Source organism: Pseudomonas sp. A-1 (genome assembly GCF_004801855.1).
In the GTDB taxonomy this organism is placed as follows: Bacteria; Pseudomonadota; Gammaproteobacteria; order Pseudomonadales; family Pseudomonadaceae; genus Geopseudomonas.
The window spans coordinates 24844-39683 of record NZ_SSTC01000005.1; the positions used below are offsets into that span (position 1 = coordinate 24844).

The window sequence follows — 14840 nt, forward strand, 5'->3', positions numbered from 1 at the left end:
TGCCGCGCCGAAGGCTTGCGCGGCAGCAAGCCAGGGCACGGCACAGGGTCTCGGGAGGGTGATTTCATATTCGATGTTTAACATAATGAAATGTGGAGGAGTAAATCTATCCATCACTACGTGCAAAAAACACAGTAATCAGCGGAGTAGGGGGTAGCGTGGCGGGCGCCGGACACAGAAGGGGTGTCCGGCGCCTGAGCTGCCGGTGAGTCAGGCTGATGCCCTGCGCATGCTCACGGCGACCAACCGAGGGCGAAGGCGCCATCCTCCTGGACGTGCACGTGGCAACCGAGCTGGGCGCACTCGCGTCCGAGGGTGTCGTACAGCCAGCGGCGGTCGACGCCCTCGGCGCGCTCGATGCGCAGATGCTGCAGGCGCGTCGGTACCATCTCCAGCGCCTGCAGGCGGCCGTCGTCGTGCAGGCGGGCGAAGTACAGCAGACCCAGCTCGCCGCGGAAGGTGGCATGCCCTTCGATGCCCTCGTAATCGTTGAGGCGGTCGCCGCAGCCGTAGAGGATCAGCCGGCCGCGGTGCACCTCGATGCCCTTGATGTGGTGCGAGGAATGGCCGTGGATCAGGTCCGCGCCGGCCTGCTCGATCAGACCGTGGGCGAAGGCACGCTGCTCGGTGGAGATGGCGAAGTTCCAGTTGTCGCCCCAGTGCAGGGAGACCAGCACGCGGTCGCCGTCCTGCCGGGCCGCGCGGATCAGACCGGCCACGCGGGCCAGGCTGCGCGGCGACAGGTCGTCCAGGCGCGCCACGCCGGACTGGTGCGGACCGGCCGCCCACCAGGGGGGGATGCCGCTGTCCGGCAGGCCGAAGGCGAACACCAGCAGCCGTCGTCCGCCGGGCAATGCCAGCACGGCCGGAGTCTCGGCCGAGTTGCGATCGAGGCCGGCACCGGTGTGCGGCATGTCGTGGGCGGTGAGGGTTTCGAGGGTGTCGCGCAGCCCGGTTTCGCCCCAGTCCAGCACGTGGTTGTTGGCCAGGATGCAGCAGTTGATCCCGGCGGCACGCAGGAAGGGGAAGTTCTCCGGGGTCATGCGGTAGTTGATGCCCTTGGGTTCGGGGCGGCCGTGGCGGGTGACCGCGGTTTCCAGGTTGACCAGGCGGACCTGGGGCTGGCGACGCTGCAGCTCGGCCAGTGCATCGCCCCACACGTAGGCGAAGTCCACCGGGCGTTCGATGGGGCCGCAGTGCCGTTCGGCCAGCGCCACGTAGTCGCGGGCGTCATGCACGTAGTCCTCGTAGAGGCGCGGGTCGCCGGGGTGGGGGAGAATCTGGTCGATGCCGCGAGCCGGCATGACGTCGCCGAGAAGGAACAGGCTGAGCGAGGTGTCCGCGCTGGCCATGGGAACCTACCTTGCGGCGGTGAGTCCGCCGCACTACCGGTGAATGCGCTCCTTTCCTTTCATTTTTCGGCCTGCCCATTGCCGGCAGGACCGTCCCGTTCGGGGTGGGCGAAACTCTGGCGCAGCTCGCTCAGCTCACGCAGGCTGGCCTGTACCGCGCCGTTGACCGTGCCGGGCGGATACTGCCCCGCGGCGTCGGCCACGCCGGCCGGCAGGCCGGTGAGCAGCGCCATGGCCTGCTCGGCATGCTCCACCGCATGCACGTGGAAGCGTCCGGCGGCCACCGCCTCGACCACCTCGCGGCGCAGCATCAGGTGTTTGATGTTGCCCCGGGGGATGATCACTCCCTGGCTGCCGGAGAGGCCGCGGGCGGCGCACAGGTCGAAGAAGCCCTCGATCTTCTCGTTGACCCCGCCGATCACCTGCATGCGCCCGTGCTGGTCCACCGAGCCGGTGATCGCCAGGTCCTGGCGCAGCGGCAGGCCGGCCAGCGCCGACTGCAGCACGCACAGCTCGGCGGCCGAGGCGCTGTCGCCGTCCACGCCGCCGTAGGACTGCTCGAACACCAGGCTGGCGGCGAACGACAGCGGCATGCGCCCGCCGAAGCGGCTGGCCAGGTAGGCACAGAGGATCAGCACGCCCTTGGAATGCAGGGCGCCGCCCAGCTCCACCTCGCGCTCGATGTCGATCAGCTTGCCGTCGCCCAGGCGCGCCGTGGCACTGATCCGCGCCGGATGGCCGAAGGCATGGGCGCCGAGCTGCAACACCGCGAGGCCGTTGATCTGCGCCACGCAGCTGCCGTCGGTGTCGATGTGGCGCAGGTCGCGCAGCGCCGCCTCGAGCATGCGCTCGCGGATCTGGTCGGCGCGGTGCAGGCGCTCGCGCACCGCGCGCTCGACGTCCTCGTGGCGCACCTGCGGGCGCTGCTGCTCGCCGGCCCAGTAGTCGGCCTCGCGCATCAGGTCGAGCAGGTCCTGCAGGTGCAGCGACAGCTTCTCGCCGTCGGCGGCGTCGCGCGCCGCCTGCTCGATCAACCGCGCCAGCGCGGCGCGGTCGAACGGGCGCAGCTGCTCGCGACGCTGCAGGGTGGCGATCAGCTGGGCGTAAAGGCGGGTGTTCTCCGTGCTGCGCGGCAGATCCTCGGCGAAGTCGGCCTCGACCTTGAACAGCAGGGGAAACTCCGGATCGTACTGGGTCAGGAGGTAGTAGAGCAGGCGGTCGCCGATCAGCACCACCTTGACGTCCAGCGGGATCGGGTCGGGCTCCAGCGAGATGGTGCTGGCCAGGCTGAGGATCTGCTCCAGCGACTGGATGCGCAGCTCGCGGGCCTGCAGGGCGCGCTTGAGCGCCTCCCAGGCGAACGGCTGGGTCAGCAGCTTGCGCGCGTCGAGCAGCAGGTAGCCGCCGTTGGCGCGGTGCAGGGCGCCACCCTTGATCAGGGTGAAGTCGGTGTGCAGGGTGCCCATCTGCGCCTGGTGCTCGATGCGGCCGATCAGGTTCTGGTAGCTGGGGTAGTCCTCGTAGACCAGCGGCGCGCCCTGGCTGCCGCCGTTGTCCACCAGCACGTTGACGAAGTAGCGGTTGAACGGGGTCAGGCGCTGGCGGTCGAGCAGCTTCTCCGCCGGCGCCGAGCCGAAGATCTCCAGGCCCTTCTCGATGATGTCGCGCTTGACCTCGTCGAGGAACGCAGGCACCCCGGCCAGTTGGGCGTGGCGCGCCTCCAGGTCGATGAACTGGCGCTCCACCGTGGCGCGGGTGACCGCTTCGTTGAGCTGGTCGACCTCCTGCTCGTGCGTGCGGCTGGCGGCGGCGGCCTGCTGCAGGGCCTGGCGCAGCACGTGGCGGATGCGCTCGGTACGCTCCTCGATCTGCTGCTTCTCCTCGTCCGGCAGCTTGTCGAAGGCCTCGGCATCGAGTACCTCGCCCTCCTTGAGCGGCGCCAGGGTGAAACCGGCGGGCGTGCGCAGCAGGATGATGCCGGCGGCGCGCGCCTGGCTGTCGACGCTGCCGAACAGCTCTTCCTCGCGGGCCTTGAAGCGGTCCTTGAGGCCCTGCATGGCGTTGCGGTATTCGTCGCTGTCGAAGGCCGCCGGCAGGGCGGCCAGCAGGCTGCGCACCAGCGCCCGCATGTCCGCCTGCAGGCCGCAGCCGGCGCCGGCCGGCAGGCGCAGCACGCGCGGCTTGTGCGGGGTGCGGAAGTTGTTGATGTAGCACCAGTCGCTGGGCGGCTCGATCTGCGCCGCCTGCTGGCCGAGCAACTGACGGACGATGGCGTGCTTGCCCAGCCCGGGCGAGCCCATCACGTACAGGTTGTAGCCCTCGTGGTGGATGCCGACGCCGAAGTGCAGGGCACCCATCGCCCGCTCCTGGCCGAGGCTGGCCTGCAGGTCGGGCAGCTCGGCGCTGCTGTCGCACTCCAGGGCGTCAGGGTCGCAGGCGTGGTAGAGCTGCTGGGCAGTCAGTTCATGCAGATTCGGCAAGATACGCCTCCTTTGCCGCGCGTGTTCCGGTGAGCATCCCCACTCCATTAAAGATCACCCGTGGCAATTCGACGGGCGGCCTGACCTGTGGGCGCCTGTGCGGTCGCAGCATCAGGGGGAAGCCGTCGGCGGCTGCCCGCGCTGGCGATGGGCGCGGCCGGTCGGATGCCGGTGCCAGCGGTAGAAGTAGCGCTTGAACAGCTCGGAAGCGCCGGCATACAGCAGGGAGATGCCGAGCAGCGCCAGCAGCACGCCTGGCGGCAGCGGCACCAGCCCGAACCAGGGCGCCAGCGGGCTGTAGGGCAGGGCGAGGGTGACGGCGATCACTGCCAGCGAGCTGCCCAGCAACAGCCGGCCGAGGCGGCTGCTCCAGCAGGGCTTCCAGGTGCGTACCACGAAGATGATGAGGATTTCGGTAAGCAGCGATTCGACGAACCAGCCGGTGCGGAACAGCTCGGCTACCTCGCCGGCGAACCACAGCAGCACGGCGAAGGTGAGCAGGTCGAACAGGCTGCTGACCAGGCCGAAGCCGACCATGAAGTTGCGCACCATGCGCAGGTCCCAGCGGTGCGGCGTACGCTCCCATTCGCGGTCGACCCGGTCGCTGGCGATGCCCAGTGCGGGTATGTCGGAGAGGAAGTTGTTGAGCAGGATCTGCTTGGCCAGCAGCGGCAGGAAGGGCAGGAGCAGCGAGGCCGCGGCCATGCTGATCATGTTGCCGAAATTGGCGCTGGTGGTGATGAAGATGTACTTGAGGGTATTGGCGAAGGTGCGCCGGCCCTCGTCGATGCCCTGGCGCAGCAGATCGAGGTCGTGCCTGAGCAGGACGAAGTCGGCGGCCTCCTTGGCCACGTCCACGGCGTTGTCGACCGAGATGCCGACATCGGCGCTGTGCAGGGCCGGTGCGTCGTTGATGCCGTCGCCGAGAAAGCCGACCACGTGGCCGGTCTTCTGCAGGGCGAGGATGATGCGCTCCTTCTGGTTGGGGTCGACCTCGGCGAACAGCGCCACCCGCGGCGCGAGGTTGAGCAACGCCTCGTCCTTCATCTGCGCCAGCTCGCTGCCGGTGACCACGCGCTCGACGCTCAGGCCCACGGCCTCGGCGACGTGCCGCGCCACCAACTGGTTGTCGCCGGTGATGACCTTCACCTGCACGCCGAGGCGATGCAGGGCAGCGAGGGTCTGCTGCACGCCGGGCTCGGGCGGGTCGAAGAACAGCAGGAAGCCGACGAAGGTCAGGTTTCGCTCCTCGGCCTTGCGGGCATCGGCCGCCATCGTCCGGCAGGCCAGGCCGAGCACCCGGTAGCCCCTGGCGCTCCAGTCGGCGTAGCGGCCGCGGATGGCGGCCAGCGCGGTGTCGTCGAGCGGCGTCTCCCGCGCGCCGTTGCGCACCCAGGCGCAGACCTCGAGCACGCTGTCCAGCGCACCCTTGGTGATGGTCCGCAACGGCCCGGTCGCGCCGTCGCGCGCCAGCACGCTGAGGCGCTTGCGGGTGAAGTCGTAGGGTATCTCGTCGATCTTCCGATAGTCGCCGGCCTGCTCGGGAGCGGCACCCGCCGCCGCGACTATCGCCTCGTCCAGCGGGTTGTGCAGGCCGCTCTGCAGGCTGGCATTCAGCCAGGCCAGGTGCAGCGCGTCGGCGTCGGGCTGGCCGGTGGTATCCAGGGCGCCGTCCAGCTGCACCACGCCACGGGTCAGGGTGCCGGTCTTGTCGGTGCACAGCACGTCCATCGAGCCGAGGTTCTCGATGGCGTTGAGGTGGCGCACGATCACCCCGGCCTGGGCCATGCGCTGGGCGCCCTTGGCCAGGGTGATGCTGAGGATCGCCGGCAGCAGCTCCGGCGACAGGCCCACCGCCAGGGCGATGGCGAACAGCAGGGTGTCGATGGTCGGCCGTTGCAGCAGGATGTTGGCCCCCAGCACCAGCACGGTGATCACCAGCATCACCCGCAGCAACAGATTGCCGAAGTGGCGCAGGCCGCGCTCGAACTCGGTTTCCGGCGGGCGCAGGGTCAGGCTGCGCGAAATCCGCCCGAACTCGCTGTCGGCGCTGCTGCGCACCACCAGCATGCGCGCGCTGCCGCTGCGCAGCGAGGTGCCCATGAACAGGCAGTTGCTGCGCTCGGCCAGGCTCGCGGAGGCGGCGACCGTGCCGGGCTGCTTTTCCACCGGGAAGGTTTCCCCGGTCAGCAGGCCCTGGCTGGCGAAGCAGTTGCGCGCATCCAGCAGCACGCCATCGGCGGGGATCAGGCTGCCGGCGGACAGCTCGACCACGTCGCCCGGCACCACCTCGGTGACCGGGAGATCCTGCAAGCGCCCATCGCGACATACCCGTGCCTGCACCGCGATGCGCCGGCGCAGTTGCTCGACGGCATGGGAGGCGCGGTGCTCGTGCCAGGCGCCGAGCAGGGCGCTGCACTGCACGATGGCGAGGATGATCACGGCCTCCAGCCAGTCCTGCACCAGCAGGGCGATGAGGGCCGCGAAGATCAGGATCAGCACCAGCGGGCTGCGCAGCTGCTCCAGCAGCTCGCGGAGAAAGCCCGGCGGCCGGCCCGGCAGGCCGGTGTGCGCCCGGGCCAGCCGTTCGGCGGCCAGCGCGGCGCTCAGGCCCTGGTCGGAGCTGCCCAGCGCGAGCAGCAGCTCGCCGGCCGGTCGGCTCCAGTACTCGGGAGGTTCTGCGGCGGCGGGCGGGGCGGAAGCCTTCATGACGGCGGCGGGCCGGAGCGGCGCAAGGGGCCCTGTCCGAGCGGACAGGGCCGGGGGCGTTGGTCAGCTGGTCTTGATGTTGATGGTCTTCTCGGCCTGCCTGGACTCGGGCTTCTTCGGCAGTTTCAGGGTCAGCACGCCCTTGGCGAATTGTGCCTCGATCTTGTCGGCATCGACGCCCTCGGGCAGGCCGAAGGTGCGCTGGAAGGAGCCGTAGTGGCGTTCGGAGAGGTAGTAGTCCTTCTTCTTCTCCTCGCGCTCGTCCTTCTTCTCGCCGGTGATGGTCAGGTTGCCGTTGCTCAGCTTGACCTGCACGTTCTTCTCGTCCATGCCCGGCAGCTCGGCGGTGATCTCGAAGGCGTCGTCCTTCTCGATGATGTCCACCGCCGGCATGCCGGCGAAGCTCAGCTCACGGCGCCAGAACGGCTCGATCTCGAAGCCGCTGCGGGAGAACGGCAGGTGCCAGCCGCGATCGAAGTCCTCGAACAGCCGATCGACCTGACGGCGCAGGTTTTCCAGCGGCCGCATCGCCGTGGACAGCGGGCTCTGCCTGGCGGATTTCTCCTCGGTTTCCACCGCAACCTTCTTCTCGTTCTCAGCCATCGTGGAGTGCTCCTCTGTGGGGGGCGATCGGGACTGGATCTGGATTCGCTCAGCGCCAGCAGGCGCGCCTCGCACAGGTTCGAGGCGCTGGCCGGGGGGCGCCCGCGCAGGAGGGCCACCCCGGCTGGCGGCAGTGATACCAGTCTAGGTCATCCGGGAAATTTGCAAGTTTCCGACCGGGGTCAGGTGCGCCGGTCGGCGGGCGGTCTAGCCTTCAGGGAGACGGGGACGGGGGAGCCGCCGATGCAGGTAATTCCAAGCATATGCACCTTCTGCGGGGTCGGCTGCGGCATCGGCCTGCGCGTCGAGCAGGGCCGGGTGGTCGGCGTCGAGCCGCAGCCCGGCCATCCGGTGAGCCAGGGCCAGCTGTGCAGCAAGGGCTGGTCGACCAGCTTCGCCATCGACGCGGCCGGGCGCCTGACCCAGCCGCTGATCCGCGAGGCCGATGGTTTCCGCCCGGCCAGCTGGGACGAGGCGCTGGGGCGGGTCGCCGGTGCCTTTCGCGACGCGCTGGCCGAAGGCGGCCCGCAGGCGGTCGGGGTGATCAGCTGTGCGCGGGCGACCAACGAGGATAACTACGCCGCGCAGAAATTCGCCCGCGCGGTGCTCGGCACCCACAACGTCGACCACTGTGCGCGCATCTGCCACAGCCCCTCGGTGGCCGGGCTGTCGCTGACTCTGGGCTCCGGGGCGATGACCGGCTGCATGACTGACGTCGACGCGGCCGACCTGATCCTGCTGATCGGCACTGACACCACGGAAAACCACGCCATGCTCGGCGCGCGCATCCTGCGCGCCCAGGCCCGCGGCGCGCGGCTGGTGGTGGTCGACCCGCGCAAGACGCGCCTGGCACGGCTGGCCGACCAGCACGTGCAGCTGCGTCTGGGCAGCAACATCGCCCTGCTCAACGGCCTGCTGCACATCATCTTCGCCAACGGCTGGGAGAACCGCGCCTTCCTTGACGAGCGCTGCGAGAACGTCGAGGTCCTGCGCCAGCATGTGGCCGCCCTGAGCCCGGCAGTGACCAGCGCGCAGACCGGCGTGCCGGTGGCCGAGCTGGAGCCGCTCGCCCACGCGGTGAGCCATGCCGGGGCCGCCTTCATCGCCTACGGCATGGGCATCACCCAGTTCCAGAGCGGCACGAACAATGTGGTGGCGGTTTCCAACCTGGCCCTGGTGTGCGGCCAGGTCGGCCGCCCCGGCGCCGGCATCTATCCGCTGCGCGGGCAGAATAACGTGCAGGGCGCCTGCGACATGGGCTGCCTGCCCAACGTCTACCCCGGTTACCAGAGCGCGGCCAGCGAGGACGTGCAGGCCAAGTTCGCCCGTGCCTGGGGCGTGCCGATGCCGGCGGCGCCGGGGCTGACCTCGCTGGGCATGACCCAGGCGGCGCTGGCCGGCGACTTCAAGGCGCTGATGATCATGGGCGAGGAGCCGGTGCTCACCGACCCGGACCAGCACCACGTCGAGCGCGCGCTGCGCGCGCTGGACTTCCTGGTGGTGGTCGAGCTGACCCTGACCGAGACGGCGAAACTGGCCGACGTGGTGCTGCCGGCGGCGTCCTTCGCCGAGAAGGACGGCACCTTCACCAACTGCGAGCGCCGCGTGCAGCGCATCCGCCGCGCCGTCGCGCCGCCCGGCGAGGCCTGGACCGACTGGCAGATCCTCGCCGCGCTGGCCGCGCGCATGGGCTACCTGGGCATGCTCTGGCCGGATGCCGAGGCGGTGTTCGCCGAGATGGCCGACCTGACGCCGAGCTTTGCCGCCATGAGCTACTCGGCGCTGGACGCCCACCACGGCCTGCACTGGCCGTGCGACTACGTGCATCCCCGGGGCTCGCCACGCCTGCATGCCGAGAGCTTCCCGCGCGGGCGCGGGCGGCTGTTGCCGGTGTCGCAGGTCGATCCGGACGAGACGCCGGATGCCGACTACCCGTTCTTCTTCACCACCCAGCGCCTGCACTTCCACTACGGCGGCGGTTCGATGACCCGCAAGTCGCCGCTGCTCGAGCGCGAGACCCCGGCCGGCCTGCTGTTCATCCACCCGCAGGACGCCGCCAACCTGCGCCTGCAGGATGGCCAGGGCGTGCGCCTGCGTTCGCGCCGCGGCAGCCTGGAAACGCGCGCCAGCCTCACCGACGACGTGCCACCGGGGACCCTGTCGATGCCGTACCACTTCCGCGAAGCGCCGTGCAACCTCCTTACCAACAGCGCCCAGGACCCGCAGAGCAAGATGCCCGAGCTGAAGGCCTGCGCCGTGGCCCTCGAGCCGCTGCCGCCGGGCGTGGCGCCACGCCTGGCGGCAGCGCTGGAGCAGGAGATCAGTGATGGCAGCATTTGAGCCCAGCTGTTACGAACTGGACAGCGTCGAACGCCTGCGCGCGCAGCTGGCCGGCGGCCGGGTGCTCTACGAGGTCCGCGAGGACGGCCAGGGCGGTCGCCACTGGCAGGCGGTGACGGCCGACGACCCCAGTCCCTTCGTGGCCGACCCCGAGCCGCCGCCGTTCTCGGCCAAGGCGTTCTTCTTCGCCGAGCGCGAGGCGGTGTTCCGCGTCGAGGGTGACCGCTTCGTCGCCTGCCTGCCCGAGGTGGCGGACCAGGTACTGTTCGGCCTGCACGCCTGCGACCTGGCGGCGGTGAGCTACCAGGACCAGTTCTTCGCCGCCGATCCCCACTACCGGCGGCGCCGCGCGGCGACCCTGCTGGTCGGCATCGACTGCCGGCACAGCTGCAGCCAGGGTTTCTGCACCCAGGTCGACAGCGGCCCGACCGTGCGCGCGGGCACCGCCGACCTGGTGCTGCTGCCGCAGGACGACGGCGGCTGGCGGCTGCTTAGCCTCTCGCCGGCCGGCGCGGCGGCGGTGGCCGGCCTCGGCCTGCCGCTCGCCAGCCTCGACTGGCAGGCCGAGCGCGCCGCCATCCACAGCCAGGTCGCCAGCGAGCAGGGTGACGCCCGCTGGCTGGAGGACGGCGTGGCGGCCATCAATGCCGGGCGGGTCAGCCAGGCGAGCTGGGACAGCCTGGGCCTGCGCTGCCTGGTCTGCTCCGGCTGCACCACGGTGTGCCCGACCTGCTCCTGCTTCGCCCCGCTGGAGCGCCCACTGCCGGGCGGCGCGCTGGTGCACGAGCGGGTGTGGGACTCCTGCCTGTACGAGGGCTTCCAGAAGGAGGCCAGCGGCCACAATCCCAGCGCCGCGCCGGGGCAGCGGGTGCAGCGCTTCTGGCAGCACAAGTTCGGCGAGGGCTTCCGCCAGCAGTTCGGCCGCTACGGCTGCGTCGGCTGCGGGCGCTGCGACCGGGTCTGCCCCGGCGGCATCGGCGTGCATGCGGTGATGGCGAAGGTGGGCAAGCCATGCTCGAACTGACCCCCAGACCGCTGCGCCTGCTCGGCAGCTACGCCGACGGCCGCGACGCCCGGCACTTCCGCCTGCGTCTGGAGCAGCCGCTGGAGAGCGACCGGGCGACGCTGCCCGGGCAGTTCTTCATGCTCGGCGTACCGGGGCAGGGCGAGGCGCCCTTCACCTACGTCAGCGCGCCGGATGCAGCCGGTGAGTTCAGCGCGCTGATCCGCCGCAGCGGGCGGCTGACGGCGCGGCTGTTCGAGCTGGAGACGGGCGCGCTGCTCGGCTGTCGCGGCCCGTTCGGCCGCGGCTGGCCGGAACCGGACGGCTCCAAGTCGGTGCTGGTGGTGGCCGGCGGCTGCGGCCTGGCACCGTTGGCTGGCTGGATCGCCGCGGCCAGCGAGCGCCCGGAGCTGGCCCTGCGCGTTCTCTATGGCGCGCGCAGCGCCGAGCATCAGGTGCTCGGCCGCGAGCGGGCGCGCTGGCGGAGCATCCTGCCGCTGATCGAGACCCTCGACGAGGGCGGGCCGGAGGAACTGCGCGGCTCGCCGCTGGGGCAGCTGGATCGCCTGTGCGCCGAGACGCTGCCGCACAGCGTGCTGTGCTGCGGCCCGGAAGCCTTCATGCTGGCCATAGCCAAGGCCTGCGTGCGCCGCGGCGTGGCGGCGGAGCGCATCTGGCTGTCGGTGGAGCGGCGTATGCATTGCGCGGTGGGGCTGTGCGGCCACTGCTACATCGCCGACAGCTATGCCTGCGTCGACGGGCCGACCTACCGCTACGACCAGTATCGGGCGCTGCTGGCCCGGGGCAACCTGCGTGGCGTGCTCGGCGCGGCGGACGTCGGGCCCTGCTGAGGGGCCTGCCGCTGGGGGCAGCGGCAGGCGGTCGAGGTCACATCCCCAGGTCGTCCATCACCGCCGGCAGGCTCGGCGAGGTGATGTCGTTGAAGGCCTCCAGCGCCTCGCGCCAGTCTTCCGGGGCATCGCGCACGCTGCCGCCGTGCAGGGTCAGGCGATGGAGGATGTCGGACATGGCGACCATGCCATGCAGTTCGCCATCGGCGCCCACCACCGGCAGGCGGCGCACCTTCTTCGCCGCCATCATGTGCAGGGCCTCGTGCACATCGGTGTCGTCGTGGCAGGTGTACAGGTCGTGGCGGCCGGCCAGCTCGCCGGCCTTGAGTTCCCACAGGGGCTTGTGCCGCTCGGCGGCCAGCAGGGCGATGTCGCGGTCGGTGACTATGCCGATCGCATGGTTGCTCTGGTCGACCACGGCGATCGCCCCGCAGTCGCACCTGGCCATCATTTCTGCCGCCTGCTCCAGGCTGTCGCCGGGGTGACAGCACTGCACCGGCTTATGCATCACGTCGCTGACGTTCATGATCCCGCTCCACAGAGACGGCCGCGCTCCGCTTCCCGTGCCGCACCGACCGCATGGACCGACGGCTCATCCTCCGGATGAGCATGGATACAGCAAGACATTAGACGCCCGCCTGCCGGGCCGGGCAACGACCGTCAGGCAGCTCGCCGGCCGGATGCCTGCGCAGGACTAGACTGGAGGGACAGATCCTGGGAGGTGCACCATGAGCGACATACGCAAGGTTCCGCAGCGCAGCCTGCGGCTCGACCTGAAGGATGGGGTGCTGCATGGCGAGCTGGCCGTTCCGGAGGACGCCGAGGGGCTGGTGGTGTTCGCCCACGGCAGCGGCAGCAGCCGTTTCAGTCCGCGCAACCAGCAGGTGGCGCGCTTCTTCAACGACCTCGGCCTCGGCACCCTGCTGCTCGACCTGCTCACCGAGGACGAGCAGGACATCGACGAGGCGACCCGCGAGTTCCGCTTCGACATCCCGCTGCTGGCCCGCCGGCTGGTCACCGTGGTCGACTGGCTGCACGGGGACGAGCGCCTGCAGGAGCTGGTGGTCGGCCTGTTCGGCGCCAGCACCGGCGCCGCCGCGGCGCTGATCTGCGCCGCGCAGCGTCACGAGCTGGTGGCGGCGGTGGTCTCCCGCGGCGGGCGTACCGACCTGGCTGGGGATGCGCTGGAGCATGTGCGCGCCCCCAGCCTGCTGATCGTGGGCGGTGAGGACGACGTGGTGCTCGCCCTCAACCGCGAGAGCCTGATGCGCCTGGCCGGGATCAAGCGGCTGGAGGTGGTGCCCGGGGCGACCCATCTGTTCGATGAGCCGGGCAAGCTGCTCAAGGTGGCGGAACTGGCCGGCGAGTGGTTCCTGCGCTATCTGCGGCGGATCTGACGACTGCGGTGCTGCCGCTGGTCCGGGGCCAGGCCGCTCGGGGTCGGCACGGCACCGGCCCGCACGTGGCGTGCCGGGCGGCGGGACTCAGTCGCGCGCCAGCACGTAGCTGCCGGGCGCCGCTTCCAGCGGCGGGTAGTCGGCCGAGCCGAGGCTGGCCGCCGGCTTGCCGCGCTTGCCGGCGTGCTGGCCTAGCCAGCTGGTCCAGTCGATCCACCAGCTGCCGGGCTGCTCGGTGGCACTTGCCAGCCACTGCTCGGGATCGGTCGCCGGCACCTCGCTAGTCCAGTAGCTGCGCTTGTTCTTCGAAGCCGGGTTGATGATGCCGGCGATGTGTCCGGAGGCACCGAGCACGAAGCGGCTCGGCCCCTTGAGCAGGCGGCCGCTGGTGAAGGCGCTGCGCCACGGCACGATGTGGTCCTCGCGGGCGCCGACCAGGTAGGTCGGCATGTCCAGCTGGCCGAGGTCGAGGGTTTCGCCGCAGACCTTTAGCGTGCCGCTCTTCAGCTCGTTCTGCAGGTAGGTGTGGCGCAGGTACCAGCAGTACATGGCGCCGGGCAGGTGGGTGTGGTCGTTGTTCCAGAACAGCAGGTCCATGGAGCGCGGCTTCTGGCCCTTGAGGTACTTCTCGACCCCGTAGTTCCACCACAGCTCGTTGGGGCGCAGCAGGGAGAAGGTGTTGCCCATCTCCTCGCCGCGGAACAGGCCGAACTTGCCGCCCGCGCCGCCGATGGTGCGCTCGCGGTAGCGGACGATCTCCTCGTCGATGAACACGTTGAGCAGGCCGGTGTCCTCGAAGTCGAGCAGGGTGACCAGCAGGGTCAGGCTGGCGGCGGGCTTGATGCCGCGGGCGGCGAGCACGCCGAGGCCGCAGGCCAGCAGGGTGCCGCCGACGCAGTAGCCTAGCAGGTTGAGCTGCTGCTCGCCGCTGATCGCCTGGGTGACCCTGATCGCCTCGATGATGCCCTGCTCGACGTAGTCGTCCCAGGTGGTGGCGGCCAGGCTCTGGTCGACGTTGCGCCAGGACATCAGGTACACCGGATGGCCCTGCTCCAGCGCATAGCGCACCAGCGAACTCTCCGGCTGCATGTCGAGGATGTAGAACTTGTTGATCGCCGGCGGCACCAGCAGCAGCGGGCGCCGGTACTGGGTGTCGCTCTGCGGCCTGTACTGGATCAGCTGGAACAGCGGGTTCTGGTAGACCACCTGGCCGGGGGTGTTGGCCAGGTTGACGCCGACCTCGAAGGCCGCGCTGTCGCACTGGCGCAGCTTGCCTTCCTTGAGGTCGCTGGCCAGGTGCAGCATGCCGCTGAACAGGCTGGCCCCGCCGGTCTGCACGGCGCGTTCGAGCGCTTCGGGGTTGCTGCCCAGGCAGTTGCTCGGCGCGCCGGCGGCGACCAGTTGCTCGACCAGGAACACCAGGCGCTTGCGCAGCTTGGCCGAGTCGATCGGCAGCAGGTCGATCAGGCGCATCAGAAACCGCGAGTTGAGCAGGTAGAGCGCGGCCAGCGAACCGAACAGCGGCTGGCTCCAGGCGTTGCCGGTGAAACGCGGATCGCTGAATACGAACGGCTGATAGGTCAGCATCTGCATGCCGAGCCTGGCCCATTCGCCGTTGTATTCGCTCTGCAGGGCGTTGAGCGCCGCGGCGTCGACCTCGAACCAGGCGTCGGTGTCCTGGTTCTGGAACCAGGGGCTCTGGCGTACCCAGAAGCGCAACGGCTCCAGGGCGGCACGGGCGACGAAAGGCAGGTTGGCCGAGAAGAAGGCCGAGAAGGGCGGTACGTTGTTGTTCATTGTTTACCCGGTGTTCTGCAAGAAGGCCGCCCTGCAGCAGTAAGGGGACTGCGTGCTGGGCGTGGCTGGGCAGCGAGGTCATTCAGCTTCGCTTGTCGGGCAGGCAATCTACGGAGCTGTGCGCGCGCCTGCTTCGCATCCGGCGACAGGCGTTTCTCAATGCATGACAGTCATCCCGGCGGTAGCGGATGGAGAGCGTTGCCACACACGCAGGGAGAAGTGCCCGGACCGGTGCGAGCGGCAGGCGAGGGCAGACAGGCGAAGGGCGGGATCTGTGGGGTGCTACCCGGCCCGCGCAGGGCGGGCCG

At 70.1% G+C, this 14840-nt stretch carries 9 protein-coding genes and 1 pseudogene; 4 read left to right on the plus strand and 6 right to left on the minus strand.

Annotation, left to right across the window (positions count from 1 at the left end; all coding sequences use genetic code 11):
- Nucleotides 1-233: 233 nt before the first annotated feature.
- The 4 genes and pseudogenes from E5198_RS02170 to E5198_RS02185 all read right to left on the minus strand — a co-directional run bounded on the left by E5198_RS02170 (nt 234) and on the right by E5198_RS02185 (nt 7144).
- Nucleotides 234-1352, minus strand: coding sequence for a CapA family protein (locus E5198_RS02170; RefSeq protein ID WP_136488372.1), 1119 nt, complete (start codon nt 1350-1352; stop codon nt 234-236).
- 59 nt (nt 1353-1411) lie between these two features.
- Nucleotides 1412-3832, minus strand: a complete 2421-nt coding sequence (locus E5198_RS02175; protein WP_218569032.1) for a Lon protease family protein — start codon at nt 3830-3832, stop codon at nt 1412-1414.
- A gap of 111 nt (nt 3833-3943) precedes the next feature.
- A pseudogene (gene mgtA, locus E5198_RS02180) lies at nt 3944-6505 on the minus strand (magnesium-translocating P-type ATPase); the annotation flags it as partial.
- A gap of 99 nt (nt 6506-6604) precedes the next feature.
- On the minus strand, nt 6605-7144 hold the full coding sequence (locus E5198_RS02185; RefSeq protein WP_136488375.1) for an Hsp20/alpha crystallin family protein: 540 nt from the start codon (nt 7142-7144) through the stop codon (nt 6605-6607).
- 243 nt (nt 7145-7387) lie between these two features.
- On the opposite strand from E5198_RS02185, the gene fdhF reads away from it, so the two are divergent.
- The 3 genes from fdhF to E5198_RS02200 are packed head-to-tail and all read left to right on the plus strand — an operon-like array spanning nt 7388 to nt 11338.
- Nucleotides 7388-9484 carry a formate dehydrogenase subunit alpha gene (gene fdhF / locus E5198_RS02190; protein ID WP_136488376.1) on the plus strand — a complete coding sequence of 699 codons (2097 nt, stop codon included), beginning with the start codon at nt 7388-7390 and terminating at the stop codon, nt 9482-9484.
- Nucleotides 9471-10508, plus strand: a complete 1038-nt coding sequence (locus E5198_RS02195; RefSeq protein WP_136488377.1) for a 4Fe-4S dicluster domain-containing protein — start codon at nt 9471-9473, stop codon at nt 10506-10508. The genes fdhF and E5198_RS02195 overlap by 14 nt, the downstream gene beginning before the upstream one ends.
- Nucleotides 10496-11338 (plus strand): FAD/NAD(P)-binding protein, encoded by an 843-nt coding sequence (locus tag E5198_RS02200; protein WP_136488378.1) that lies wholly within the window; start codon nt 10496-10498, stop codon nt 11336-11338. Before E5198_RS02195 ends, E5198_RS02200 begins: the two co-directional genes overlap by 13 nt.
- A 37-nt stretch (nt 11339-11375) precedes the next feature.
- Here E5198_RS02200 and E5198_RS02205 read toward each other — a convergent pair whose 3' ends face one another.
- Nucleotides 11376-11864 (minus strand): CBS domain-containing protein, encoded by a 489-nt coding sequence (locus E5198_RS02205; RefSeq protein ID WP_136488379.1) that lies wholly within the window; start codon nt 11862-11864, stop codon nt 11376-11378.
- 202 nt (nt 11865-12066) lie between these two features.
- On the opposite strand from E5198_RS02205, the gene E5198_RS02210 reads away from it, so the two are divergent.
- The gene (locus E5198_RS02210; protein ID WP_136488380.1) at nt 12067-12735 is read left to right on the plus strand and encodes a dienelactone hydrolase family protein; all 669 of its coding nucleotides are present in this window, start codon (nt 12067-12069) and stop codon (nt 12733-12735) included.
- 87 nt (nt 12736-12822) lie between these two features.
- Here E5198_RS02210 and phaC read toward each other — a convergent pair whose 3' ends face one another.
- Complete coding sequence (phaC, locus tag E5198_RS02215) at nt 12823-14532, minus strand: class I poly(R)-hydroxyalkanoic acid synthase (RefSeq protein ID WP_136488381.1); 1710 nt, start codon at nt 14530-14532, stop codon at nt 12823-12825.
- Nucleotides 14533-14840 lie beyond the last annotated feature (308 nt).